This window comes from Hymenobacter cheonanensis (assembly GCF_030581075.1).
Classification (GTDB): domain Bacteria; phylum Bacteroidota; class Bacteroidia; order Cytophagales; family Hymenobacteraceae; genus Hymenobacter.
Window position 1 is genome coordinate 1 of the sequence record NZ_JAUQSW010000021.1, and the last position, 23,770, is coordinate 23,770.

At 61.6% G+C, this 23,770-nt stretch carries 29 protein-coding genes; 14 read left to right on the plus strand and 15 right to left on the minus strand.

What is annotated here, in order from left to right; all coding sequences use genetic code 11:
* Positions 1-145 precede the first annotated feature (145 nt).
* The 10 genes from Q5H89_RS22930 to Q5H89_RS22975 all read left to right on the plus strand — a co-directional run bounded on the left by Q5H89_RS22930 (position 146) and on the right by Q5H89_RS22975 (position 4,431).
* Positions 146-619: a hypothetical protein gene (locus Q5H89_RS22930; protein ID WP_305021674.1), complete on the plus strand. Its 474-nt coding sequence runs from the start codon at positions 146-148 to the stop codon at positions 617-619.
* A gap of 105 nt (positions 620-724) precedes the next feature.
* Positions 725-1,225, plus strand: coding sequence for a hypothetical protein (locus Q5H89_RS22935; RefSeq protein WP_305021675.1), 501 nt, complete (start codon positions 725-727; stop codon positions 1,223-1,225).
* Positions 1,226-1,248: 23 nt separating this feature from the next.
* Positions 1,249-1,665, plus strand: a complete 417-nt coding sequence (locus Q5H89_RS22940; RefSeq protein ID WP_305021676.1) for a hypothetical protein — start codon at positions 1,249-1,251, stop codon at positions 1,663-1,665.
* On the plus strand, positions 1,662-2,291 hold the full coding sequence (locus tag Q5H89_RS22945) for a hypothetical protein (protein ID WP_305021678.1): 630 nt from the start codon (positions 1,662-1,664) through the stop codon (positions 2,289-2,291). The genes Q5H89_RS22940 and Q5H89_RS22945 overlap by 4 nt, the downstream gene beginning before the upstream one ends.
* A gap of 1 nt (position 2,292) precedes the next feature.
* On the plus strand, positions 2,293-2,481 hold the full coding sequence (locus Q5H89_RS22950) for a hypothetical protein (RefSeq protein WP_305021679.1): 189 nt from the start codon (positions 2,293-2,295) through the stop codon (positions 2,479-2,481).
* The gene (locus Q5H89_RS22955; RefSeq protein WP_305021680.1) at positions 2,478-3,086 is read left to right on the plus strand and encodes a Mom family adenine methylcarbamoylation protein; all 609 of its coding nucleotides are present in this window, start codon (positions 2,478-2,480) and stop codon (positions 3,084-3,086) included. Before Q5H89_RS22950 ends, Q5H89_RS22955 begins: the two co-directional genes overlap by 4 nt.
* Entirely contained in the window at positions 3,083-3,427 is a 345-nt protein-coding gene (locus Q5H89_RS22960; RefSeq protein ID WP_305021681.1) for a hypothetical protein, read from the plus strand. The genes Q5H89_RS22955 and Q5H89_RS22960 overlap by 4 nt, the downstream gene beginning before the upstream one ends.
* Positions 3,363-3,827 (plus strand): hypothetical protein, encoded by a 465-nt coding sequence (locus tag Q5H89_RS22965; RefSeq protein ID WP_305021682.1) that lies wholly within the window; start codon positions 3,363-3,365, stop codon positions 3,825-3,827. Before Q5H89_RS22960 ends, Q5H89_RS22965 begins: the two co-directional genes overlap by 65 nt.
* Positions 3,828-3,841: 14 nt before the next feature.
* Entirely contained in the window at positions 3,842-4,006 is a 165-nt protein-coding gene (locus Q5H89_RS22970) for a hypothetical protein (protein WP_305021683.1), read from the plus strand.
* Complete coding sequence (locus Q5H89_RS22975; RefSeq protein ID WP_305021684.1) at positions 3,970-4,431, plus strand: hypothetical protein; 462 nt, start codon at positions 3,970-3,972, stop codon at positions 4,429-4,431. Before Q5H89_RS22970 ends, Q5H89_RS22975 begins: the two co-directional genes overlap by 37 nt.
* 354 nt (positions 4,432-4,785) lie before the next feature.
* On the opposite strand, the gene Q5H89_RS22980 is transcribed toward Q5H89_RS22975, so the two are convergent.
* The 7 genes from Q5H89_RS22980 to Q5H89_RS23010 all read right to left on the minus strand — a co-directional run bounded on the left by Q5H89_RS22980 (position 4,786) and on the right by Q5H89_RS23010 (position 12,575).
* Entirely contained in the window at positions 4,786-5,322 is a 537-nt protein-coding gene (locus Q5H89_RS22980) for an RNA polymerase sigma factor (RefSeq protein ID WP_305021685.1), read from the minus strand.
* A 441-nt stretch (positions 5,323-5,763) separates the two neighbouring features.
* Positions 5,764-6,120: a hypothetical protein gene (locus Q5H89_RS22985; protein ID WP_305021686.1), complete on the minus strand. Its 357-nt coding sequence runs from the start codon at positions 6,118-6,120 to the stop codon at positions 5,764-5,766.
* Positions 6,121-6,145: 25 nt separating this feature from the next.
* Entirely contained in the window at positions 6,146-7,225 is a 1,080-nt protein-coding gene (locus tag Q5H89_RS22990; protein ID WP_305021687.1) for a nucleoid-associated protein, read from the minus strand.
* Between the two features lie 435 nt (positions 7,226-7,660).
* Positions 7,661-7,867: a hypothetical protein gene (locus Q5H89_RS22995; RefSeq protein ID WP_305021688.1), complete on the minus strand. Its 207-nt coding sequence runs from the start codon at positions 7,865-7,867 to the stop codon at positions 7,661-7,663.
* Between the two features lie 191 nt (positions 7,868-8,058).
* Positions 8,059-10,287, minus strand: coding sequence for a beta-1,3-glucanase family protein (locus tag Q5H89_RS23000; RefSeq protein WP_305021689.1), 2,229 nt, complete (start codon positions 10,285-10,287; stop codon positions 8,059-8,061).
* A gap of 434 nt (positions 10,288-10,721) precedes the next feature.
* Positions 10,722-11,645, minus strand: a complete 924-nt coding sequence (locus tag Q5H89_RS23005) for a helix-turn-helix domain-containing protein (RefSeq protein WP_305021690.1) — start codon at positions 11,643-11,645, stop codon at positions 10,722-10,724.
* Positions 11,646-11,693: 48 nt separating this feature from the next.
* Positions 11,694-12,575, minus strand: coding sequence for an NAD(P)H-binding protein (locus Q5H89_RS23010; protein WP_305021691.1), 882 nt, complete (start codon positions 12,573-12,575; stop codon positions 11,694-11,696).
* Positions 12,576-12,876: 301 nt separating this feature from the next.
* On the opposite strand from Q5H89_RS23010, the gene Q5H89_RS23015 reads away from it, so the two are divergent.
* Positions 12,877-14,019, plus strand: a complete 1,143-nt coding sequence (locus Q5H89_RS23015; RefSeq protein WP_305021692.1) for an SMP-30/gluconolactonase/LRE family protein — start codon at positions 12,877-12,879, stop codon at positions 14,017-14,019.
* 16 nt (positions 14,020-14,035) lie between these two features.
* Here the strand turns inward: Q5H89_RS23015 and Q5H89_RS23020 are convergent, their stop codons facing one another.
* Positions 14,036-14,395: an Imm51 family immunity protein gene (locus Q5H89_RS23020; protein WP_305021693.1), complete on the minus strand. Its 360-nt coding sequence runs from the start codon at positions 14,393-14,395 to the stop codon at positions 14,036-14,038.
* A 33-nt stretch (positions 14,396-14,428) separates the two neighbouring features.
* Positions 14,429-15,109, minus strand: coding sequence for a 2'-5' RNA ligase family protein (locus tag Q5H89_RS23025; RefSeq protein WP_305021694.1), 681 nt, complete (start codon positions 15,107-15,109; stop codon positions 14,429-14,431).
* A 286-nt stretch (positions 15,110-15,395) separates the two neighbouring features.
* Here Q5H89_RS23025 and Q5H89_RS23030 point away from each other — a divergent pair, with 286 nt between their 5' ends.
* The gene (locus tag Q5H89_RS23030; RefSeq protein ID WP_305021695.1) at positions 15,396-15,812 is read left to right on the plus strand and encodes a hypothetical protein; all 417 of its coding nucleotides are present in this window, start codon (positions 15,396-15,398) and stop codon (positions 15,810-15,812) included.
* A 602-nt stretch (positions 15,813-16,414) separates the two neighbouring features.
* Entirely contained in the window at positions 16,415-16,807 is a 393-nt protein-coding gene (locus tag Q5H89_RS23035; RefSeq protein ID WP_305021696.1) for a hypothetical protein, read from the plus strand.
* A 32-nt stretch (positions 16,808-16,839) separates the two neighbouring features.
* Here Q5H89_RS23035 and Q5H89_RS23040 read toward each other — a convergent pair whose 3' ends face one another.
* The 6 genes from Q5H89_RS23040 to Q5H89_RS23065 all read right to left on the minus strand — a co-directional run bounded on the left by Q5H89_RS23040 (position 16,840) and on the right by Q5H89_RS23065 (position 22,841).
* Positions 16,840-17,391 (minus strand): hypothetical protein, encoded by a 552-nt coding sequence (locus Q5H89_RS23040; protein WP_305021697.1) that lies wholly within the window; start codon positions 17,389-17,391, stop codon positions 16,840-16,842.
* 270 nt (positions 17,392-17,661) lie between these two features.
* Positions 17,662-19,899 (minus strand): xanthine dehydrogenase family protein molybdopterin-binding subunit, encoded by a 2,238-nt coding sequence (locus Q5H89_RS23045; protein WP_305021698.1) that lies wholly within the window; start codon positions 19,897-19,899, stop codon positions 17,662-17,664.
* 130 nt (positions 19,900-20,029) lie between these two features.
* Positions 20,030-21,010, minus strand: a complete 981-nt coding sequence (locus Q5H89_RS23050; RefSeq protein WP_305021699.1) for an FAD binding domain-containing protein — start codon at positions 21,008-21,010, stop codon at positions 20,030-20,032.
* Positions 21,007-21,639 carry a (2Fe-2S)-binding protein gene (locus Q5H89_RS23055; RefSeq protein ID WP_305021700.1) on the minus strand — a complete coding sequence of 211 codons (633 nt, stop codon included), beginning with the start codon at positions 21,637-21,639 and terminating at the stop codon, positions 21,007-21,009. The genes Q5H89_RS23050 and Q5H89_RS23055 overlap by 4 nt, the downstream gene beginning before the upstream one ends.
* 174 nt (positions 21,640-21,813) lie before the next feature.
* Positions 21,814-22,182 carry a hypothetical protein gene (locus tag Q5H89_RS23060; protein WP_305021701.1) on the minus strand — a complete coding sequence of 123 codons (369 nt, stop codon included), beginning with the start codon at positions 22,180-22,182 and terminating at the stop codon, positions 21,814-21,816.
* 428 nt (positions 22,183-22,610) lie between these two features.
* On the minus strand, positions 22,611-22,841 hold the full coding sequence (locus Q5H89_RS23065) for a hypothetical protein (RefSeq protein ID WP_305021702.1): 231 nt from the start codon (positions 22,839-22,841) through the stop codon (positions 22,611-22,613).
* A gap of 397 nt (positions 22,842-23,238) precedes the next feature.
* Here Q5H89_RS23065 and Q5H89_RS23070 point away from each other — a divergent pair, with 397 nt between their 5' ends.
* Positions 23,239-23,754, plus strand: coding sequence for a DUF4112 domain-containing protein (locus Q5H89_RS23070; protein ID WP_305021703.1), 516 nt, complete (start codon positions 23,239-23,241; stop codon positions 23,752-23,754).
* The last annotated feature ends 16 nt before the right edge of the window (positions 23,755-23,770 follow it).

The window sequence follows — 23,770 nt, forward strand, 5'->3', positions numbered from 1 at the left end:
CTGGGCGGCGACAACGCCACCAGTGCCTACGACTGGCTAGGCCCACTCGTGGATATCGTGCCTTACCTGCACTACACCACCCCCGCCGAAGATGCCCAGAACGAGCCCCACCTGCTAAAGCGCTACAACATAACCGTTTGATTCTATGCCCCTCGTTCCCTACGCCCCGCCCCTGATTGAGCTGCCCATCAGCGATTTGCAGCTGGGCGACACGCTCGTGCGCCGCAAAGTCCGCTTCGAGAGCCTGCTGCACCAGCAGCAGGCCAGCGGGCAAAGCTTCGTGCGCATTGGCGTGCGCGTGTGCCCCTACGCCGCCCTGGGCGATGGCTACGGCGAACCGCTCACTGGCCCCGGCTTCGCCAGCTACGAGGCTTCGCTCGGGGCCGACAATCTTACGCTCGTCGATGCCACCCCGGGCGAGCAAGCGGGCGCTATCCTGGCCGTGCGCACGCTCGGCCAGTCCGACGAGGCCTGGCAGGCGGTGGTAGATAGCTTTTCGCAGCCCACGATGCTGCAAGCCGATTTTTTCGTGTACCTGCGCGAAAACGAGGCCATTAAGATTGCCGACGTCATTCGCCACCACATTCAGCGCGCCGATGCGCTGGGCCGCTTCACCTAAGTCATGCCCAGCACCCGCCTCTTTCGCTGGCTCGGCTTTGCCCTACTGGCCGCCGCCGTAGCCTATGCCTGCTGGCCGATACCCCGCCCGTTTTTGCCCTAATTCATGCCTGCCCCGCTCTTTCTCCAAACCGTACCCGCCGTTGCCGTTGCCTTCACCTGGGTGGACGGTATCAAGATTGTGCTTATTCCGCTCGTGCTGTTCGTGCTCCAGCGCGTGTTTACGCGCCGCGATAAAAGCACCGACGAGCAGCGTGCCAAGAAGGAGGCCGAGGCCAAAGAGCGCGAAAGGCGCATCGACAATAAGCTGACCGAACTTGATACTAGAAGCCAGGGCTTTGTGCACGAGGACAAGCTAAACGAGCGCTTTACGCACCTGGAGCAGCGCCAGAGCGGCCACGAAAACCGGATGCTCGGCTTTCAGCAGCAGCATGAGCGCTTTGCTGAAGTAGCTGACCGGCGGTGCCAGGCCCTGGAAAATCAGGTCAATCAGGTGCCCCAGCTGCGCGAGGACATGGCCGGCATGAAAGCCGAACTCAAGGGCTACGGCAAGTCGCTCGACGAGATGAAAGAAATGCTGCGCGAGCTGCTGCGCGGCCAGAAATAACTCACCCTCACCCTTTTTTCTGTATGCTGCGCAAACTCGCTCCTTACCTCATTTTTATCAGCCTCGGCGTGGCCATGCTTGCCGGGGCGGTCTATGCCCCGGTGCTCATCGCCAAGTTTTACCACGCCGTGCCCTCGGCTAGCCCGGCCGCCAGCAGCGCCGAAATCGCGGCCGGCCAGCAGGCTAGCGGCTGGGTGCCCTCGGCCACGGTGGCCAGCAAGTTCATTGCCTTCGCCGGCATGTACCTGCTGCTCGTGCTGCTGCCCTGGGTGGTGCAGCACCTCACGCACCCGGCGCCGACGTTGTGGGCCAAGACGCGCTACAGCCGGGAGTTCTTGGGCCTGAGCGACGAGGCACGGTTTGCCGTGTATGGCCGGCTCCAGCTCACCATTGTTATTCGGGCAGCCGCCTCAGCCCTGTTTGCCGCGCTCGTAGTATGAGCCAGGCCACTACCAAAAGTTGGGTCCGGGCCTGCTACTGGCTCGTAGTGGCGGCTAGCCTGCTGCTGCTGGCCAGCCAGGTGGGCCACGCCCAACCCAGCCGCGCCCGCCAGGCGCAGGCCGCTACCTGCACCCTCGAATTTCTGCGGGCTCATCAAACCGTGCGCGAAACGCAGGGCAACAACGCAGGCCCTGGCGTGCGGGCCTTGGTGCTGGCCGGAGGCGGCGAGTATACCGCTACCTACCACCCTGAGTACTGCGGCTTTTCGCAAGCTGCCGCCAACCGTAGCTGCGGCCTTCCTATTCCGCGCAATGGCATGCAGGGCGCGGCCAAGTCCTGGGCCCCGCTCACCGGGCCCGACGCCGGGCGCACGCTCTTTCACCGGGCCGCGGGCCGGGGCAGCATTGATAGTATCCGCGTGGGGCTGAAAGCCTGCTTCGACTACGGCCGGGGGCTGCACCACGTGGCGGCGGTTGATGAGCTGGGCCGGCCTGTGCGCGCCGGGCGGGCACCCCGCTCGGTGTGGACGTGGGCTGGCAATGAGGGCAAGGGTACCAATGCCGGTATGCACCGCACGCTTTACCCCATCGGCGCGATTGACGCGCTCAGCAATTGGAATTACTGATATGCTTTTCGACACTCCTGCAACCTGCCCGCCAGACATAGCTTTAACAGGTAAACAGCCTGTCAAGCCGGCTGTGATAAAAATTACCTGCAAAGATGCCAGCCAATTACGGCGGGTTCAGGCTGAGATTACGGCTGTGCTGGCCCGCTACGAAGGGGCCTATCTCTCGGTTTCTGCCGGCGCGCTATGAGAATTGAGCGCGCTAGTCCGGCTGCTATCTCTTACGCATGCCAGCACTTTCACTACGCCGGCCGTAGCCATTACCTCTTTGTTGGCTACAATGCCTACAATGACAAAGGTGAGTGGTGCGGAGTGGTATGCTTTGCCCGCGGGGCGATTAACTGCGCCAAAGAGTTCGGGCTTGCAAACGGCGAAGCTGCCGAGCTAGTGCGGGTAGCGCTGAACGGCAAGCAAGCCGCCACCTCACAAGTAGTGATGGCAGCAGTGCGACAGTTTGCGCGTGAAGCGCCACTCGTGCAGGTGCTCGTTAGTTATGCCGATAAAAATCAAGGCCATGTCGGCACGATTTACCAAGCTACCAATTGGCTCTACGTAGGCCAGACCACTAAGCGCAGTCAATGGCAGCAGCCAATTACTGGCGAATTGGTGCATGCGCGCAATGTAACGCGGACCGGCACGAAGCGTCGTGCCGACTCTGGCCAGCTGGTGCGCACACATAGGCAGGCAGACCTTGTAGAGATACGCCAGCAGGGTAAGCATAAGTACCTCTACCCACTCACTGCGGCGATGCGTCGTCAGTTAACGCCTCATGCCCAGCGCTACCCAAAAAAATGAATCCGTTCACCACCTTTCTCACCAGCCCCTGGCGCTGGGTGCTGCTGGGCCTGGCCATTGTGCTGGCCATCGCCTTCGGGGCGTCGGGCCTTAACTACGCCAGCTCGTGGTGGGCCCGCCGCGGCGCCACCAAGGCCGTGCACGCCACCGAGGCCGCCCACGATACCCGCACGGCTACCGAGCCGCGCCACCAGCACCACTTTGATAGCACGGTCTGGGCGCTCGCCGGCCAGCACCGCGAACTCGCCCGCACCCTCGCTAAACTTCAACAACTCGATGACTCGCTTCGTAACCGCCTGCCTGCTGCCCCTACTCTGCCTGCTGAGCCTGCCCGCTACTAGCCAGCCTATTCGCCAGCTAGCCCCGCTCGTGGTGCGCCTAGATAGCGGCACAGTAGTGCGTCAGCGCCTCGTGGGTATTGACACGGCCACCTACCGCAGCACGCGCCAGTACGTGGCCACCGCCGGCCAGCTGCTGCTGGTGCGCGCCGACCGCATTGCCCAGCTCGAGCGAGATGCTTCACTGCGCGACTCGGTGCAGACGGCCTACGCCACCGAGCTGCGCCGCAGCCAGGCCAGCCAGGCCGCCACCGAGGCCGACTACCAACGGATGCGGGCCGCCGCCCGAGTGGCGCTGGCCAGCCCGCCGCGCCCGCCTTGGCTGCTGGATAGCCGCACCTATAAAGCTGGCGCTGCCGGCACGGTGCTCGGGGTGCTGCTCAAAGTTTTTGTTTTTCACTAACCCTTTTTTCTACCATGAAGATTTCTTTCGCTCTTGTCATCGCCCTATTAGTCCTGGGCATCGGCATCAATGTCTGGCAAGGTGGCCGGGCTAACCTCATCACAGTGCTGGGCTATTTGCCGCTACTAGCCTATGTGGTGGTATGGCTCTTTGCTTGGTGGCTAGCCCCGCGCCGCTAGTGCTAGCTTACCTCTACTGGCCGGCCGCCGTGGTGCTGATGGCCGCCGGCCAAGGCCTGCTGCTGCCGGCAGTGCGCCGCACGCCACCGGGGGCCGAGGCCCGGCGCCAATCCTTCGCGCTGCACGGGCTACTCACGGCCGTCTACTTCCTGCCAGTGGTGCTTGTACTATGTCTGGCCCCCCATGATAGCATAAGGCACGGCATCATAGCAGTACTGGCCCGCCTGCTGCTCTTCGACCCAGTGCTCAACCTAGCTGCTAGCGACCGGCCCTTTGCCGTCGGGCAGACGGCCGCCAGCGACCGGGCCTTGCAGTGGCTGGCCCAGCGGGTAGGGTGGCCAGCGGATAGGGTGCGGGCCGTGGTGTGGGTGCTTAGTGTAGGAGTTGCCGGCTATTTGGTAATTAAACTCAAATTGCTAGTTTAGCGGGCCGGCCGCTGGCAAAGCCGAGAGAGAAACCAGAGACTTCTCAAAAGCCCTGGCCGCAAGGCTGGGGCTTTTTCAGCGCTGTTTACTTAGCTTTTGCCGCTACTATCAATAGGCTCAGCAATACTGCGGCCAGTAGTAACCACCGGGTAGTAGGCAGTAGCGGAGGGGTCATGGTCGGAGCAGCAACGCTAGCACTATCACGCAAGCGAGGACAAGGGATAATAGCATCACTAGCCGTACTCTCCGCCGCCGCCGCTGGCGGCGCGAAGGGGGCTGGAGCATGAGATGTGGGAGGGTAGCCATAGCGGAACTCAGCGCCTATAGAGCTAGTAGTGAAGTGAGACCTAGCTTTTAGCGCATCACGCGCGCCAACGTTCGAATGAGCCGCCGGCTCCGCGACTTAATCGTGCCTAAGGGCAGCATCAGCTCCGCAGACGCTTCCGACTGCGTATAGCCTTGTATATAAAGTAGGTGCATCAACTGCTGGTCGGTTGCTGGTAGCAAGCCAATCCAGTCCCTTACGCCGATATGCTCGGGGCGAAAGGTTGTGGGAGCAACTAACTCGGCTCCGGTCTGTAGCAGGTCCGTGGTGCGTGCAGCCTGTCGACGTTGCCCGCGCAGGCGGTCGATAGCCATATTGCGGCTAATATGGAGAGCCCAGGTGAAAAGCCGGCCTTTGCTGTCATCATACTCGGAGAAACTAAGCCAAAATTTGAGCATGCTCTCCTGTAGCACATCCTCCGCAAGTTCATTGTGGCGTACAATACGCCAAATTGTATAGTAAAGCGAAGCCTTGTAATTCTGGTAGAAATAGGTCATCGCCGTCTCGTCCCGTGCATACAGGCGCTTGACGAGTTCGTCCTCAAGTGCTTGGTCAAACGTTTTCATAGCAGCAGGGTGTAGGGGGGCACCTACGTGCTGCTACTCAAAACTGGATGTAAACCCAGCACAACTTTTAAGTGCTGGGTTAGGGAACTTAACTCCCTACTTTCAGTGACTAGGCGGATAGTGAAAATAGGCATGAAGAAAAAGCTTTAAAAAAGTGCCTCTAGCACCGTCCTACGCTACTGCGTGCACTTGCGTTGTTCACTGAGTGGGTGCACGGCACCTTCCTCGCCCAGCGCTGGGATGAGGAAGGTCCCGTCAATCGCTACTACTGCGCAGATGAGGCCGGGGCTTCTTTGTCGAGGTCGGCGTGGATGATGGCCGGGGGCAGGCGGTGGTGCTGCGGAGCTTCGTGAGCAGCGGGACGCTGGAGGATTACGGGCACTGGGTGAAGCTGCCGGAGGGGTGGGCATGAAAAAGCCCCGATGGTGGGCGGGGCCTTTATCAATAATTGTCTGATAGACCTAATGCTAATTTATAATCCCTAAATAGTTTATTTGAAAACGGCCAATTCATTTCTATGAAATTTCCGTAATATTCAATGTAATAAAATAGCAGTAATGACACTGGTTGCCTTATCTCTTTCGAATCAAAATACTGAAATGCTCTCACTATAGCATCATGCTCATCGATACAGTATTGAGAAATTTCATCTATGCCAATGGATTTTAAGTCAAGTAATTCAAGTGCACTTTCCGTAAACGCATCATCTATCAATATTTCGCCTGCTTTCTTAATGGCTACATGCTCGTAGACATCAGTAAGCTGAGTAAAATACTTGACTCTTGCTGTGCGATTCATACGTAAATTTAAACATAAATCTGGATTATTCAGCATTTTGAACCTTGCCTTTTACAACAATAATTGTAGAATTTCCACCTATTTTCAATTCCGACAATTGTTCGGCACTCTCAATAATTGTTACGCTATCAGCATAATCACTATTATCCGCCGAAATCCTAACTCCACCTATCTTATAGCTAATGTTTTTCAATAGCTTTTCAACCAATGTCAAGTCCTTACTGATTACGTCAGGAAGTTTACGAACAACGGTATTTATGAAAAGAACTTTTAATTCGCCCTCCTCAAAATTTTCCTCCGTAAACTGAGCAGGCTTTATTACAGGAGCCTGCTTTGCAAATTCGTGCCTAAGGGCCTGATGCATTTTTGCCTTTCGAGAGCCAACCTTAATATTAAGCTTAATAAATTCAGCTACTTTCTCATAAAACATCCTGCATAGTAACGCACTATTTCTATCCGTGCGCAGACCTAGAAATCTTTCGTAAAAATACTTAGATAACTCTCCACCGTTCTCAGCCTGCTGGTCGTATACAAAGGCACTGTAAATATCATTAGGGTATGATACCTCGCTGCTTGGTTTTGGGTCTTTATATAGTACGCCAACTTTGTATAGCGCTTGGGCCGGACTTAAAAATAAATCTTTTACCAATTCCATTCCAGTCTCAGTGCGCCTAAATGCCTCATGTGGCTCTGCTTTCACAACAATAAGAACGGGTTCATTGGCCTGCGTGCTATCATAAGCATCTATAACAAACAAATAGCTCTTCGGAATATTTTTCCTTCTCTGCGATTCCGCAAGCAGGTTTGCAATTTCTTTTGACTCCTTAATAAATACTTCCTCTGTAGACTGCATGGCATTTATGCCGTGCTGAAAAAAGGTATCACCTCCTACATGAAGAATATCTAAATAGAAGCCGCTTTTTCTGCGTCCCATTACTCCTTCCAAACGACGGAGAAGGGCTGCTTTCATTTCGTCATTAATTTCAATAGTCTCTTCAGTATATTCTACTGTAGAGCATCCAGCTTCATAATCTTTTTCTAGTACAAGGTGTGAGATTATGCGACGTATGCTAAGGGTTGGGAAATTCAGTTGCCGACGGGGCATAGTATTACAGAGTTAGATTCTTAAAAAACAAAAAAGCCCGTGCGCTTGGCAGAGCGCAACGGGCTTAGCCCCCGGCCCCGCTTGGGCCAGTGGTGAAGTCTGTAGCTACGCCTGCCAGCGTGCACCTATGAAGGTGAATCAAATATATACACGAGCTTAGCATCTTCATCTGCAAACCAGACTAGCTCAGGCAGGTGCATATCCAAAACAGGTATTTATACGTGGTACCCTGCTGACTACTCTGCCCCATGCTCACCTACCGTCGCCACCGCTACCTCACCCGCTGGCCCCGTCGCCTCGCCTTTGCCCTGGCCATCGTGCTGCTGCTAGCTGTCGCCTGGCGCAGCTGGCGAGCGTGGCACCCGGCGCCGATGGCTGCGCCGAGTGGACGGCTCGCTTAATAGAAGCGCCCCGACCAATCGGCCGGGGCGCTTGTTATTTCTGGCTACGCTTGTAATACTCCTGGCTAGCCTCAGGTGCATCGGGGTCGCTCACCTCGTAGTCGGCATCCTGGCTAGCCTCGTCGTAGTCAGGGTCGGCGCCCTCGGAGTAGCTGGCCTGGCTGGTATCGTCATAGTCGGGGTCGGCCACATCGTACTCAGGCTCAAAGTCGGGGTCGGGTTTGCGGTCGGGCTTTGCCATCTTTGCTGAAAGTTTAAGTTTCTGCTAAGATAAGTAGTACTAATACTAGTAGCAACTAGTGGCCTTGTTTTCAGGTGTAGGTAGGGTAGGGGAGCTTGAGTTTTACCTATGTTTTATCTGGAAAAGAAAAATTCCCACTAAGTAGCTGACTTAGTGGGAATCCAATTACAAGACAGGTAGTACCACCCGTACTACAGCTTGGTAAAGCGGCGGCTCAGCGTTTGCTGGCCCGGGGTAGTGACGACGAGCAGGTACAGCCCGGCGGGCAGCGCGCTTACATCGAGGCTGGCGCCCAGCGCGCCGCTGCGCACGGCCTGGCCCACGCTGTTGACCACGCGGTAGGCGCTGCCCACCAGCTCGGGCGCGGCGGCCAGCCGCAGGTGGTCGGCCACGGGGTTGGGGTAGAGGCTGAGCTGCTCATCGTTGTGGGTGCTGGCGGGCGCGGTGGCCAGCGGCGCGGCCAGGCGCGCGGTGCCCTGCTTGGTGAGGCGTATCCAGTTGAGGTTATAGCCGCCGGTTTGGGCATACACGCCCACGTTGTAGGTGCCGGCGTTGAGGGTCACGGTATTCGATACGGTGGTCCAGGTTTGCCAGCCGCCGGTGCCGGGAATGGTGGTATTGCCCAGCTGAATGGCGCCCGCGTTCAGGTCGGCCGAGATGGTGCCGCCGCTGGCCCCGCTCGCCACCCGGTACTCGAGCAGGTAGGTGCCGGTGGTGGGGATGGTGATGCTGTTCCACACCAGGTAGTCGCCGGCGTCGATGTAGCCCATGTCCTGGCCGCCCTCGGCGCAGGTTTCCACGGTCATACCGTTGTTCACGTTGGCCGCCTCGGCTTCGAGTTGCTTGCTGAACGCCGCGCTAGCCGCCTGCACCCGCAGCGAGGAGGTTTTGTCGTTCCAGTTGCCGGTGCCGAGGGCGTTGTTCACCAGGCAGCTGTTGCTGGCCGTGAGCGTGAGCGAGCTGCCAGTGTAGTTATCGTTTTCGTAGAGAATGACCTGGTAGCCGCTGTTGACTTGCAGCGACGACACGTCGTCGTTCAAAATGCCCTTGGCTTGCAGCGCGCTCAGGGTGTAGTCGCCCACGGGCAGCGCCACGGCCGTGCCGGCGTAGTTGCAATCCTTGTAGAAAGTAGCTACCCCCGACGAGCTGGCCTGCCCGGCAAAGCCGCCAAACGTGGCCACCACCTTGGTAGGCTGCGGCGTCTGGAGCGTGCTCGACTGGTCGGCCACGTCGTCGTAGGCAAAGCCGTAGCTCAGGTTGTCTACGCTGATGCCCGGCAGGTGCCAGAAGCGGGCGTAGTAGTTCATGGGTGCGGCCTGGTAAAACTTGCTCACGTCGTAGAAATTCTGCTGGCCCGCCGCCGCGCTGGCCGTGCTGATGGCGTGGCGGTTCACGGCCGCCGTTATCTGGGCCTGCACCACGAGGTCGCAGTCGCCGTCGCTGTTGCGGGTGGCTAGCACCCCCTTGCCCTCAAAGGCCTCCTGCGTGGTGGGCTCGCGGGTGATAATGCCCGTGCGGCCGTTGTAGGCGCCCGACTGCCCCACTACCACCAGGCGGTTGTCGGCGCCCACGCGGCCCTTGAATACGCCCGCATTGCCGGCGTTAAAAATCAAGTCCTCGTTCTTGTACTTGGCCCAAATGGCGTCGAGGTAGCTCTTAAAGTAGTTGCCCTGCGCGCCGGCCGTGGTGCCGTTGGTGCCGTCGTAGAAGGCGGGCGTTTTGCTGGGGAAGGTGATAACGCCGGTCGTGTTGTTGACCGTGCCCTGAAACTCGGCGGGCACGTTGGCCTTGTAGGCGCTCACGATGTCGGCGGCCGATTTCAGCTCGCCCGTTTTCTTGTAGTAGCCGTTGCCGTACAGCTCCAGGCCCATGGGGTAGGCGAAAGCATCGACGCGGGTAGTGTTGCCGAAGAAGCCGCCGCCGTTGTTGGTCAGCTCAATCGTCTCATACACAATGCCCGTGTTGGGGTCGGAGGAATTTTGCGGGTTGGGCGCCGTGTAGCCCGAGGGCGCGCCGCTAGCCCCAAAAAAGTAGAAATACAGCTGCTGCCCCCGCGCGATGTACACCCGGCAGCCCGCAATGTAGGGCAGCGTAAACGTGTGGTTGGGGATGTTGCTGAGCTTGGTAAAGCAGGCCGCGTACTTCGAGTTGCCGCCCGGGCCGGTGTTGCCGTTCACGGTGGGGCCGGTCACGGTGTTGTAGCTGCTGCTCATGGGCAGCACCTGGCTGTTGGCCGCGTTTATCCACACGTGGTTGTTGCTGGGGTCGATGCCCACGATGGCCACGTACAAATCGGTGTCGGCAAAGGGCGAGGTATTGTTGATGGTGAACGGAATACTGCCCTGCGCCAGGCCGCGCTGCGGCAGCAGAATGCTCAGGAAAAACAGCCCTAGCAGGGCCAGGAGTGAGGGTTTTTTCATGTGGAAAAGGGTGAGGGTGGGAATGGGATAAAAACGGAGCCGGCCGCGACGGCCGGCGGGCAGGGGCTGCCCCAGCCACCTGGCGGCGGCCGGCCTGAACCCGGTATTCTTGTGTGTGCCCTGGCCAGAGCCGCTGCCGCGCCAGCCCCTTGAACAGAGGCCCAAGGCAACGGCAGCGAGCAAATATAGAAGCTGCTCCTGGGCAAAAAAACAGCCTCGGCAAGCATCAAGAAGCCGGTTCTGAAGGCGTTAGCGGTTAGAGCGCACGGCGGCGGCACTTACTTCACCAGCAGCTTGCCTAGCGCGGGCTGCGCACCGGGCTGGGGCGCGGGGCGCAGCCCGCTGGCCTCCGGCAGCTATTGCGCTTAAAAAACAAGCGGCCCGTCGTTTATTTTTTAACTTTTTGGAGACACCCGTTCAGCCATCAAGCAGGGCTAGGGCAAAAAGGACTGCCGAAATTGGCGGGGTGACACCTGGGTCTGACTTCTGAACAGTTTGCTGAAGGCTTGCGGGTGCGCAAAGCCCAGCCCGTAAGCAATTTCGCTGACGGTGAGCGTGGTGGTAGATAGCTGTTCCCTGGCTACCTCCACCACCTTGCCCAGAATGAATTGCTTGGTGCTTTGCCCCGTCAGCGACTTCAGCAACCGGCTCAGGTAGTTAGGCGAGAGGTGCAGCGCCTCGGCCAGGTAGGTAACGGGAGGCAACCCCTCGATGGGCAGGCGGCCCCCGGCGAAATAGGCTTGCACTAGTTCTTCCAGGCGGCCTAGCAACTGCTGATTGGCCGCCTGGCGGGTATGAAACTGGCGCTGATAAAAGCGCTCGGCGTAGGTAAGCAGCAGGTCAAATTGCGCCAGCATCACGTCGCGGCTGAACTTGTCCGGCGGCGTGTGGTACTCGTGGGCAATTTGCGCCAGAATGCCGACAAGCACTTGCTGCTCGGCTTCCGACACGTGCAGGGCCTCATTCGCTTTGTAGTCGAAAAACTCGTATTGCCGGATTTTCTTCGCCAGGGGCGAATGCAGCAGCAGGTCGGGGTGCACCAGCAGCAGCCAGCCCCGGTGGCTGGCCGGGGTCTCGGGCGGGCCCTCAATGGCCAGCAGCTGCCGGGGGGCCATGCACAGCAGTACGCCCTCGGTAAAATCTACCTCCTGCTGGCCGTACTTGAGCCGCGCGTGAAAGGTCTTTTTCAGGGCAATGCTGTAGAAGTGGTGCACTACCGCCCCAAGGGGCTGCGCCGGCGGAAAAGGCATGTCCTCGAAGCGGCTCACGCTCACCAGCGGATGCGCGGGCGGCGGCAAGCCCAGCCGGCGGTGGTAGTCGGCAATGGTCGTAATGTGAACCGGGGGCGGCGAGGTCATCGGCCAAATTTAAGGCAGCGGGCCAGGCGCCCTGCTGCCAGGTAGCTGCTAGGCAGCACCAGGCTGCAAAAGGCCGGTGAGTACGTCGCGCATGGTGAGTGGCTGGCGGCCGAGCACCTGCGCCAGCGTGGGGTCGGTGGCGGCAAAGTCGCCCCGGCGCATGGCCCGGTAGGTACCCAGCATGATATTCACGAAGTGCTCGGGCGTGCCCTGGGCGCGTTTTTCGTCGGCCCATTGTGCATCAGTCAGCGTTACGTGCTTTACCGGGCGGCCCGTCAGCTCGGAGGCGATGGCAGCCAGGTCGGCAAACGTGAAGGCTTCCAGTGCGGTTAGCGGCGGGGTAATGCCGTCGAGCTGGCCTTCATGGGCAAGCCCGACGGCGTCGGCTTCCGCTAGGTCGGCGCGCGTGGTCCAGCTCACGGGGCCGTCTTCGGGCAGCCGCAGCTCGCCCGTTTCCAGGCCGCGGCCGAGGTGGTGCAGCGCACTTTCGGCGTAGTAGCCGTGGCGCAGGGCAGTGTAGGGCAGCCCGGCCTGCGCCAGAAACGCCTCGACGGCGGCGTGGTCCTTGATAAAGGCCTGGTCCTGGGTCGGCGAGTCGGCCTGCGCGCCCATGTGGCTGGTGTAAAGCACGCGGCGGGCGCCTGCCGTGCGGGCGGCGGCAATGGCCGCGCGGCTGAGCTGGCGGCCTTCTTCCCCGAGCTTATCGGGCGACACGACCAGCACCTGGTCGGCCCCGGCAAACGCCGTAGCTAGCCCCTCGGGCCGGGCAAAGTCGCCGGCGCGCACCACCACGCCGTGGGCGGCCAGCGTCGTGGCCTTTTGCGGGTCGCGCATGCTGGCCACGATGCGGCCGGCGGGTACGTGCAGGCGCAAAAGCGCCTCGATAACCTGGCTGCCTAGTTTGCCAGTGGCTCCGGTGATAACAAGCATAACAGTGCGATAAATGAACCACAAAGTTCTGGCAAAAGCCCCGCGCCGGGATGCACAAAATCAGGCTTTATGCAAGCAAAATCTATCGCTAAACTAGCCCGTTGGAAGCCAGGGTTTGTGGGCAGCCTACTTTTCCTGACTTGGACAGCCCAACCGGCACGGCTAGCTTGCCAAGGTAAGGATGCCGCCGGCGACGCCAGCTGCCCAGCCAGAAGCCTCGGCGGGGCTGGCCCGCAGGGCGCGGGGCAACCCCCGGCCGCGGCTGGTGCGTAAAGCACGGAAATCCTTTTCCTCGCTACCCATGCCGCTCACTCGTTTCTTGCTGCCCGCCGGGCTGGCGCTGCTAGCCGCCTGCTCGGGCGGCTCGGCCCCCGAAAAAACAACCGCCGTGGCCGCCCCGCCGCCCGTGCCCACCTCCGAAAGCGCCCGCCAGCTTGTGTCGGTGGCTACTTCCGATACCATCTGGAACGGGGTGGCCGTGAGCGACAACGACCGGGTATTCGTGCTGTTTCCGCACAACGAGGGCAGCCCCGGCACCCGCATCGGCGAGCTGAAAAACGGCAAAGCGACGCCCTGGCCCACCCGCGCCTGGAACGCCTGGAAAAAGGAGGGCGACCCCGCCAAACAAGCCTTCGTGCGCGCCAACTCGCTACGCTTCGGCCCTGACGGCCTGTTGTGGATAGTGGATACCGGCACGCCCAAGAGCGACGCGCCGCCCATTGCCGACGGCCCCAAGCTGCTGGGCTTCGATATTGCCAAAAACCAGCTCGTGAAGACGATAGCGCTCGATAAGTACGTGAAGCGCAAGAGCTTCGTGGACGACCTGCGCTTTCACGGCGACATGATATACGTGACCGATGCCGGCGCGCCGGGCCTCATCATCCTCAACCAGAAAACCGGCCAGGGCCGCCGCCTGCTCGACGATGACAGCACCACCACCGCCCGCCGCCCCATGCTGGGCGAGGGCAAGAAAATGGTGAAGCCCGACGGCAGCGATGTGAAGCTGCACGCCGACCAGATGGAAGTCTCGCCCGACGGCCGGTACTATTACTTCCAGACGGCCGCCGGCCCCATGTACCGCGTCGAAACCAAGTACCTGGATGACCCCAGCATCAGCTCGGCCGAGCTGGCCAGGCAGGTGACGTACTTTTTCAACTCGCCCACCTGCGGCGGCACCACCATCGACGCGGCCGGCAACCTCTACGTGGCCGACGCCAACCACAAGCGCGTGCTGAAGGTGACGCCCGACGGCCAGAGCAGCACCCTGGTGCAAAGCCCCAGCCTCATCTGGGTCGATGCCATGTGGATAGACCACGCCGGCAACCTCTGGCTGCCCGTGCCGCAGATGAACCGCACGGCCGGCTTCCAAAAGGGCGTCGAAACGGTGGCCTTTCCGGTGCAACTCTACAAGATGCCCATCGGCGCCCGGCCCTTCCGCGACTAGCCGGGGCTAGTCGCAACTATTCGAAAAAGTCGCCGGGGTCGGTCTGGTCCAGGTATTTTTTGAGCTTGCCCAGGTCGCCGAAGTACGGCAGCACGCAGGCCATAAACTGGCGCACGGCGGCCAGGCTATCGGCATAGGCCAGGAAGGTGCCGCCGGCTTCGTCAAGCTCCAGGTGGTCGAGCAGGTCGGGCTGATATTCTTCGATAATGGTTTCGATGTGCTCGCGCCACGAGGCCCCGGTGCCGCCGTAGCCGTGGTCTTCAAACTGCTGGTAGTATTCGTCCAATTCGTTTAGCTCCACCACGATAAGAAACTGGCGGGTGGGGTCGGCGGCCGACTTGGCGGCGGCTATTTTAAAGGGATAGGTAGCGGACATGCGGCAAGGTAAGGCCCGACCCCGCGCCCGGCTTTACAGCCGATAGGTGGCTAGCCGCTGGGTGTGCGCCGCCCGCTGGTACCAGTCGCTAAACACCAGCTCGACCGTATTGACCTCGAACGTGCCGATAAACTGCCGCTGGCAGCGTTCCAAGGCGGCCACCAGCAGGGCAGGGCTGGCCAGCGGGCTGCGGAAGCGAATGACGGTGGAGTGCGCCGTTTGAATTTGGTAGCGCTGGTCGATAGAGTGGGCTAGCCCCGCCTGCCGAAAGTGCGCGCGCAGCGCCTCGCGCAGGAGTTGCAGGCCCTCATCCAGCGGAAAGCCCTGCACCAGCACGCCACCCGGCACCGCCGTGAGGCCCGCATAGCGGATAGCAAAGGGCGGCAACCCCCGCAGGGCCTCGCCCACGGCCCGCGCGTAGGCAGCGGGCTCGATGGCGGCCAGCGAAAACCCCGCGTGGGCCGAGATAATCGACAAAATGGTGAGGTGCATATCGGCGGCCGGGTAGTAATACTGCGCGGGCTCGATGCGTCGAAAATCGGCCAGCAGCGCCTCGATGGCGGCCGTGATAGCCGCCGGTGGGCGGGCCAGCACGGTGAGGCCGCGTCGCGTATCAAGCGGCGAGTCGAGCAGGGTATCAAGCTCGGCGGCCCCGCTGGCCAGGCGGGGCCGCGCGGTCTGGCGCAGGGCGTCGTAGTGGGCGGCGAGGTCCATGAGCTGGCAGGGGTAGGGCGGCCGCAGGCAGGCCAAAAGCTAGGGGCCAAAGGTAGCCGCCGCGCAGTGGGGAAGAGCCGGCCAGGGTTTATTTGTATTATGGACAGAATGAATAGGCCATGTAGATAAGGTGTTGAGCAGTAGTATAAAAATGAGACGATAAAAGTGACAAAAGTCATGAAAATACCCGGGTTTTGGACCGTTTTGGGCCAACCCGGGCGGCTAGTGCACTGCGTAAGTTTGAGTACTGCTGCTTCTCACTCTTTCTGCAAAAAGCAAACTGCCTATGTGCCCCAACCTCTACTCGACCGACTACCTGGATGTGAATTTTCGGGCCGACCTGGGCCTGCTGCTGGGCCGCTGGCTGCGCGCCGTGAGCGAGGCCGAACTGCTGGCCGGCTACGACAACCTGCGCCGGGCCACGCTGCACTGCGGGGCCACGAGCTGGTTTATCGACTCGCGCCGCCGCACCAGCCACAGCCACTACAGCCCCGAGTGGGTCACGACCACATTCTTGCCCCGGCTGCAGCGCGAGCTGGGCCGCCCGCTCTTCGTAAGCTTTCTGATGCTGCCCGACTACCTCAGCAGCCGCGTCGATGCGCCGGGCAGCTGCCCCAGCACCAGCCCCGTGCAGTTTGCCTGCTTTCTGGATGAGGGCGCCGCGCACGCCTGGCTAAAGGCCCGCCTGCCTTTGGCAGCCTAGCCCGGTGCCCGGGGCAGCCGGCAGCTTGCCGCTGCTAGGGGAAGCAGCCGAAGGGCTAGGGCTTCGGGCGCAACAGGTAGGTAGCGCGCCCCTGGGCAAACAGGGAGGCTGGTACTGTCCCTGATTGTACGCACTCCCAGCCAATACCTTCTAGGTAGCCCAGCGCCGCGGGCACCGACGTGAACCTTGCTACCTGCCTGGCCGCTAAGTCAAGGTCCGCCCTCAATACGGGGTTAGGGTGCTGGTTCTGGCCGAAATCCAAGCGCAGAGCGGTGCCGCCAAAAGGCTTCTGCGTAACTAGCAGTAAGCAATATCGCACGCTCGCAATTGGGCTAACTGCAGGGGTAGGGCTGGTTTGCGCATGTATTAGGGAAACGCTCGCTAAGAGGCCGCAAGCTAGCAGCAGATATTTCATGCCGGCCAAGATAGCGCGAGGCGGCTTATCTGAGGAGTAAGCGTGAGAAAGCCCTGCTGGTGGGCGAGGCTTTGCTTTACCGGCAATTGGGTTGCTAGCTGCTTATGCTTCCCTCATTAGCTCTCCAGAGTACGGGCGCCGCCGGGGCAGAGGGGGTTGTAAATTTGCGGCAACTCAGCCCCTAGCCATGTTGCCCGACCAGTTCTCGACGGTTTGCCTGCACGTCGCCTACCGCCCCGACCTGGGGCAGCTCACCGGCCGCTGGCTGCGCTCGGTGTCGGAGGCCGAGTTGCATGAAGGCTACTCGGCCCTGCGCCGCGCGGCCCTGCACTATGCCTGCGGCCACTGGCTCGTAGATGCGCGCCGCCGCACCACGCGCAGTGCCAATGGCCCCGAGTGGGTCACGAGTCGGTTTCTGCCCGAAATGCAGCAGGCGCTGGGCCAGCCACTGCGCGTGTGTTTTCTGGTGCTGCCCGATTACCTGGCAAGCCTGCCCCCCAACTCGTCCCCTAGCGGCCCTCTGCAGTTTGCCCGCTTCGTAGATGAGGGCGCGGCTAGTGCCTGGCTGGCCGCCGGCTAGGTGGTTTAGGCCGGCGCTGGCTTAAACCACCCCTAGCGCCGCCGGCGCCAGAAAAACAATCCTGCGCAGGCCAGCGCCAGGGCCACCACCAGGCCGTCGCGCAGGGTGCGGCCCTGCTGGGCGTCGTGCAGGTCGGCTTCCATCGATTGCTGGCGAGCGGCGGCCTGGCGCAGGCGTTCCTGCAGGTTTTGCTCGGTGGCTTGCAGCTCGCTCAGGCGCTGGGCGGTGAGGTTGCGGTCGTCGCGGCCGGTATTCTGCAGGGTAGTGGCCGTGGTTTGGAGCTGGGCGGCAGCAGTTTGGGCCTGCTGGGTGGTTTGGTTGAGGGCCGCCACTATCTGCTCGTCCTTGTCCACGATGCCTTGCAGGGCGTCTACCACGTCTTGCAAGTCCTTCTTACTCGGCTTGTTGCTGAGGCCGAGCAGGCCGTGGCGCTGGGCATTGGCCTCGGCATACTGGCGGGTGAGCACCTTGCGCTCGGCCAGCAGCCGGGGCAGGGGCGAGTCGGGGGTAACGACCTGGGCGTAGGCCGCCGACCCTAGCAGGGTCAGCAAGGCGCAGGAAAGAGCGCGGATACGAAAAGTCATGCAGCTATAAAAAGGGCGCGCGGCCCACAAGGGGCCGGCAAGAATACCGCCTGTTCGGCAAAACAACGGCAAGGGTTGCGCCGCCCGGGCCAGGCGCTCGCGCTGGGCTAGGGCGGGCGAGGTGGCGGCGCATCCTTGCGTCGCGTTGTTGTTCAGCTTGCCGCCCGCCGCCCGCGCAGACGCAAAGATGCGCCCCTACACCAAAAAAAGCCGGAACCACCGCCAAGCTGACGACCGTTCCGGCTTTCTCTCAGGCAATCCCCGCTAGCCTCACACCAGCTTGTCGGGCGTGATGGGCAGCTCGCGCACGCGCTTGCCGGTGGCATTAAATACGGCATTGGCAATGGCCGGGGCCACGCCGATAGTCGCGATTTCGCCGATGCCTTTGGTGCCCAGCGCATTCACGTGGTAGTCGGGCTGGTTCACGAAGAACACGTCCACGGCCGGCGCATCGGCCTGCACGGGCACGTGGTAGTTGGCAAAGTCCGGGGTTACGTAGCGGCCGTAGCGGTGGTCGGGGGTGGCGTCCTCCATCAGGGCCATGCCGATGCCGCCCACGGCGCCGCCTTTCATCTGGTTGGCGGAGGTTTTCTGGTTGATAATCGTGCCCGCGTCGGCGCACGACACGAGCTTGCGTACCCGCACCTCGCCGGTGAGCGCGTGCACCGCCACCTGGGCAAAATGCACCGAAAACGAGTACATCGAGTACTGCTGGCCATCGGTGCCGGTCGGCTTCGACTCCACGTTGACAAAGGCCGCGCCCGGCTGCTTCACCAAGTCGGCGTATTTCACGCGGCTAGCCCCCGCGCTGGCTAAGGTCAGGTAGCCGTCGGCCAGCTGCACATCTTCTTTCTTCGCCGCCGCAAAAGCCGGCTGGCTAGGCCCCGCCAGCTCGCGCAGCTTGTCTTTGAGGGCCAGGCAAGCATCCTGCACGGCCTGGCCCACGGTGTTCACCGTGGAGGAGCCGCCCTGCGAGCCCGCCTGCGGGAAGCCCGAGTTGCCCAGCTCAAACGTGATGCGGCTAGGGTCGATGCCCAGGGTATCGGCCGCAATCTGGGTCATGGCTGTGCCGGTGCCGGGGCCGATGTCGGTGGTGGCGCATTGCAGCAGCACGTGGCCGCTAGGCAGCAACTGGGCGCTCACGTGGGCCGCGCCGCGGTGCGCGCCGAAGGTGCCCACGCCCATGCCGTAGCCCAGCAGCCAGTCGCCCTCGCGCACGGCGCCGGGCTCCAGCCGGCGGTTTTTCCAGCCGATGCGGTCGGCGCCGAGCTGGTAGCACTCCTTGAGAAATTTCGTGCTCCAGGGGCGGTTGCGCTCGGGGTCTTGGTCGGTGTAGTTGCGCAGGCGAAACTCCAGCGGGTCGAGCTTGAGCAGGTAGGCCATCTCGTCCATGGCCGACTCCAGGGCAAACGCGCCGGTGGCCTCGCCGGGGCCGCGCATCCAAATGGGCGTGCTCACGTCGAGGGCCGCGATGCGGTAGCGCGTCGTCAGGTTGGGCGATTGGTACATCATGCGCGTCTGGGCCAGCGTCGATTCGGTAAACTCCTCGTAGCTAGACGTCTGGCCAATAGAATCGTGGCTGATGGCCGTGATTTTACCGTCGGGCGTGGCGCTCATCCCAATTTTTTGCCAGGTGTAGGGCCGGTAGCCCACCAGCGTGAACATCTGCTCGCGCGTCAGCATCAGCTTCAGCGGGCGGTTCACTAGTTTGGCGCCCATCACGGCGGCCGACTCGTGCGGCCAGCTGTGCAGCGCGTTGCCAAATGCCCCGCCCACGAAGGTGGCAATCACCTTCACATTCTCCTCGGGCAGATTCCACTCCTTAGCAAAGTCGCGGCGCGTGCCCATCGTGCCCTGCGTCTTGTCGTACAGCGTCAGCCGGTCGGGCGCCTCCCAGTGCGCCGTGATGGACTGCATCTCCATCGGGCTGTGCATCTCATTGGGAATCACGTACTCCTGCTCGATTTTGAGGCTAGCCGTTTTGTAGGCATCGGCCTGTCCGCGCTGGTAGTCGGCCATCGGCGACTTCGGGTTTTTCCGGGCCGAAGTCGGCAAAAACGCCTGCGCCGCGCCGGCTGCCAGGCTGGTTTGGTGCGCTTCCTTGGCGTACTGCGCCTTTACGAGCCTAGCCGCGTGACGGGCCCGCTCGAAGGTATCGGCCACGACGAGGGCAATCGGCTGGTCGCTAAAGCGAATCTTCTCATCATTAAATACCTTCAGCGGCCCGCCCTCAGTCTGGGGCTGCGACGGGTCCTTGCCGGTAGGCTTGAAGCCCGGCACCTTGGGCGCGTTGAGGTGCGTGAGCACGGCCAGCACGCCCGGCGCCCGCTCGGCCGCCCTGGTGTCGAGGCTCGTGATGCGGCCCTTGGCCACGGTGCTGCCCACGAGCACGCCGTAGGTCATGCCCGGCAGCTCATACTCGGCCGAGTAGCGGGCGCCGCCCGTCACTTTGAGGTGGCCATCCACCCGGCTCATCGAGCCCCCGATGTGCTTTTCTTGCGTGTTCATATCGTTAATAAGCTAAAAAAGAACGTCATGCAGCGCGCAGCGAAGCATCTCGCGTGCAGTCGCTAGGGTTGCTAAAACCCAACGAAGCGAGCGAGATGCTTCGCTGCGCGCTGCATGACGTTCTTTGGAGTTAAGCCGCGCTGGCTGTTTTAAGAGCCTGCACCAGCGCATTAGGGGCTAGCTTGAGCTTGTAGGCGTTGTGTTTGAGAGCCTTGGCGCCCTGCATGGCCACCTCGGCGGCGCGCCGGAAGCTGGCTTCGGTAGCGGGCTGGCCCACCAGCACTTGCTCGGCGGCCGGGAGGCGCCAGGGCTTGTGGGCCACGCCGCCGAGGGCCAGCCGGGCGGCCTTAATCGTATTATTCTCAATGTCCAGGGCCACCGCGGCGCTCACCAGGGCGAAGGCGTAGCTGGCCCGCTCGCGCACCTTCTGGTAGTGCACGTGCTTGCTGAAAGCATTGTCAGGAATCTCGACGGCCATTATCAGCTCACCAGCTTCCAGGTTGGAATCCTTCTCCGGCGCATCGCCGGGCAGGCGGTGAAAGTCACCGAAGGCTAGCCGCCGGTCGCCCTTGGGCCCGCTGACGAGCACCGTGGCATCGAGGGCCACCAGGGCCACGCTCATGTCGCTAGGGTGCACCGCAATGCATTTATCGCTAGCCCCAAAAATGGCGTGCATCCGGTTGATGCCCTCCAGCGCGGCGCAGCCGGTGCCGGGCTCGCGCTTGTTGCAGGGCATGGCCAGGTCGTAGAAATAGACGCAGCGGGTGCGCTGCAGCATGTTGCCGCCCACCGTGGCCATGTTGCGCAGCTGCGGCGAGGCCCCGGCGTTCAGGGCCAGGGCTAGCAGTGGCTGCCGGGCGCGCACCTGCGCATCGTTGGCCACGGCCGAGTTCAGGGCCAGCGCGCCGATGCGCAGCGCATTGTTCTGGCTCTCTATTTTATTGAGCGGTAAGCGGTTGATGTCCACCAGCTTCTGGGGCGTCATCACGCCGCGCTTCATCAAATCGACGAGGTTGGTGCCACCGGCGATAAACTTGGCGGTGGGGTCTTTAGCGACTACGTCGATAGCGGCCTGGGGCTTAGTGGCCCGCACGTACTGGAACTGGTTCATACCTTCTGCCCTCCGCCTTTAACGTCCTGAATAGCCGCCACAATGTTGGCGTAGGCGCCGCAGCGGCAGATATTGCCGCTCATATACTCCCGGATTTCGCCCTCCGAGCCGGCGTGGCCCTCGCGCACGCAGGCCACGGCGCTCATAATCTGGCCCGGCGTGCAGTAGCCGCACTGAAAGCCGTCGTGCTTCACAAACGCTTCCTGCATGGGGTGCAGCTTGTCGCCCTCGGCTAGCCCCTCAATGGTCGTGATTTCCTGCCCGTCGTGCATCACGGCAAAGCTTAGGCAGCTATTCACGCGCTGGCCATCCACGTGCACCGTGCAGGCGCCGCACTGGCCGTAGTCGCAGCCTTTTTTGGTGCCCGTGAGGTGCAGCTGCTCGCGCAGAAAATCGAGCAGCGTAGCGCGCGGCTCCACCGAAACCTTGTGCTTTATACCATTGACTTTCAGGCTAAGCGGAATTTTTTCGAAGGCGGCGGCCACGCGCTCATCAAAGCCTTCGGCCGCGGCAGTTACCACCGGCGCCGGCACCAGGGCTAGCGCCGTAAGCAGCGACGACTGTTTGAGAAACGTGCGCCGCGAATCGTCGTGGTGGGCCGGCGCGTCGGGTTCGGGGTTCAGGGCCATAAACAAGAGGAGGGGAAAAAGGAAAGCGAAGTATCGGCCGCCCCTGGCGGGCGCCGCCAATACTTCGCGTGCGGTAGTCAACAAAATAATTTTGCGCAGGTTGCACGTTGCACGCCCTTTTCGCCGCCGTGGGGCTAGCCCCACGGCGGCCGCTGGCCATTAATCGGGCCGCTATCAGCCCGTTGCCTCCTGGCTGCTCGCCGCAACCCGGCTGCGCAGCCCGGCCGGCGCCAGGCTGCCTTCGGCCGATAGCTCGGCCAGCAGCTGCTGCATATCGGTGGGCGAGCTCAGCAGTTGGTGCTGCGCCCTGTCCAGAAACTCCTGGGCCCGCTGGCGCTCGTCCGGCGTAGGCGGCTCACCCGCCAGCAAGTAATCGAGCAGCTCCTCCTCACTGCGGCGCAGTAGTATTTCAAGCTCGGCTTCAATGGCGGGGTTCGCGTTGAGGCTCAGATACAAGCGCACGCTGGTACGAAGTTGGTCTTGCCAGGCAGTACTGGTGGCACGTGCTAAAAAGCCCAACGGTGGTTTGGAGAAGTTTGTCATGAGGCAGCGAATGTATAATGGCAAGAACCAATTGTACTAATCGCCTACATTTATTTTTTTTGCTGACCGTTAATATAGTATATAATGTACTAACTACGAATGCGTTGCGTATATCCAGTACTTTCAATTAAGTTAAGCAATAAGTAAAGGCCGGGCGCTGGCGTTGCCAGCCTCGCCTCCCGCAGCATCGCCGCCCGCTAGGGGCCGGACTTTTAATACAGTGCCCCTGCCTCAGTGCTGCCGGCCTGAAGCAGGCGGGGCGCACCGGGGCAGGGGCAAAGAAAGATACACGAGGGTAGCGCTAGCAAAAGCTGGCGCAGGTGCCAAGGCCGCAGCTTGTTTGCGTGTCTGGGGTGCCAGGGCGCAAGCCCTGGCAGCGGCAGCGGGCCAGGACCGCCGGCTAGAAAAGCTGGCGCAGAGGCAGTTGGCTAGCGGGCGTTGGCCCGAAATAAGGCAGCTGCTTCCAGGGAATATACAACTTCGTCGAGGGTAAGTCGGCCGCGGGCATAGCGGTCAAGCAGCTGTTGCTGATAGGGTTCGGTAGCGTAGGCGATGCCGGCAGTGGTGGCAATAATGGCGGCTGCCAGGCGCTGACGGCTTTGTTCGGTAGCGAGCGAAGAAACGGGCAGCGGTTGAAGAGCGGGGGTGGGATAGTTCATGTGCTAAAATTAGGACACGTTTTGCGGTTGAGCTTCCTTTTTTTCGTCCTATTGCGAAAAAATACGCAACTTTTTTTTCTCGTCACAGTAGTGCGGGGCGTTGGGCAGGCCCGGTGGCCCGCGCCCAAGCGTCCGGGCACCTCCTTTTTATTGCTGAAAAAAGGGAGTTAAACAAAAGGCGCGCCATAGACAATGAGCTGCTAATCAGCCTGCACTGTGCGGCGCGACGCTTGAATACTGGCCCGGTAACCCGGGGTTAGGGTACTGGTGGCCCTGCCTACCCAGCACCCGCCCTGGGAAGGCAGGGCCACCGCTAAAAATTTGGCGGTACCCGGCCGTGCAGCCGTGGCCGCCCGGCCCCCGGCGGCGTATAGCAACCCCTAGCCACTTTGCCGCCATGCCCCAACTCGACCGCGCTCCTGTGCCCGCCACCTTCGACGCCGACGAGCGCCTGCGCTGGGTCGAGCGCATTGCCCACCTCATGGATAGCCAGTTTAGGCTGCCTGGCACCCGGTTTCGCTTTGGCCTCGACCCGCTGCTGGGGCTGCTGCCCATTGTGGGCGACGTGTCGACTACGGTAGTATCCATCGCCCTGTTGCTCACGATGCTGCGCCACGGCGCAAGCGGGGCCGTGGTGGTGCGCATGGCCCTTAATATCTTGATTGATACCGTAGTAGGCGGCATTCCGCTGCTAGGCAACGTGTTCGACTTTACTTATAAAAGCAACGAGCGCAACGTGGCCCTGCTGCGCCGCCACTACGCCGAGGGGCGGCACGCGGGCAGCGGCAAAGGCCTGGTAGCCTTGGTGTTGCTAGGGCTGCTGGTGGCAGTTGGGCTGGTGGCCTGGGGCAGCGTAGCGCTGCTACAAGCCGCGTGGCACTACTTCGCGGCGCCCCCGGTTTACCCGGCGTAGCGGCCAGGGTGGGGGC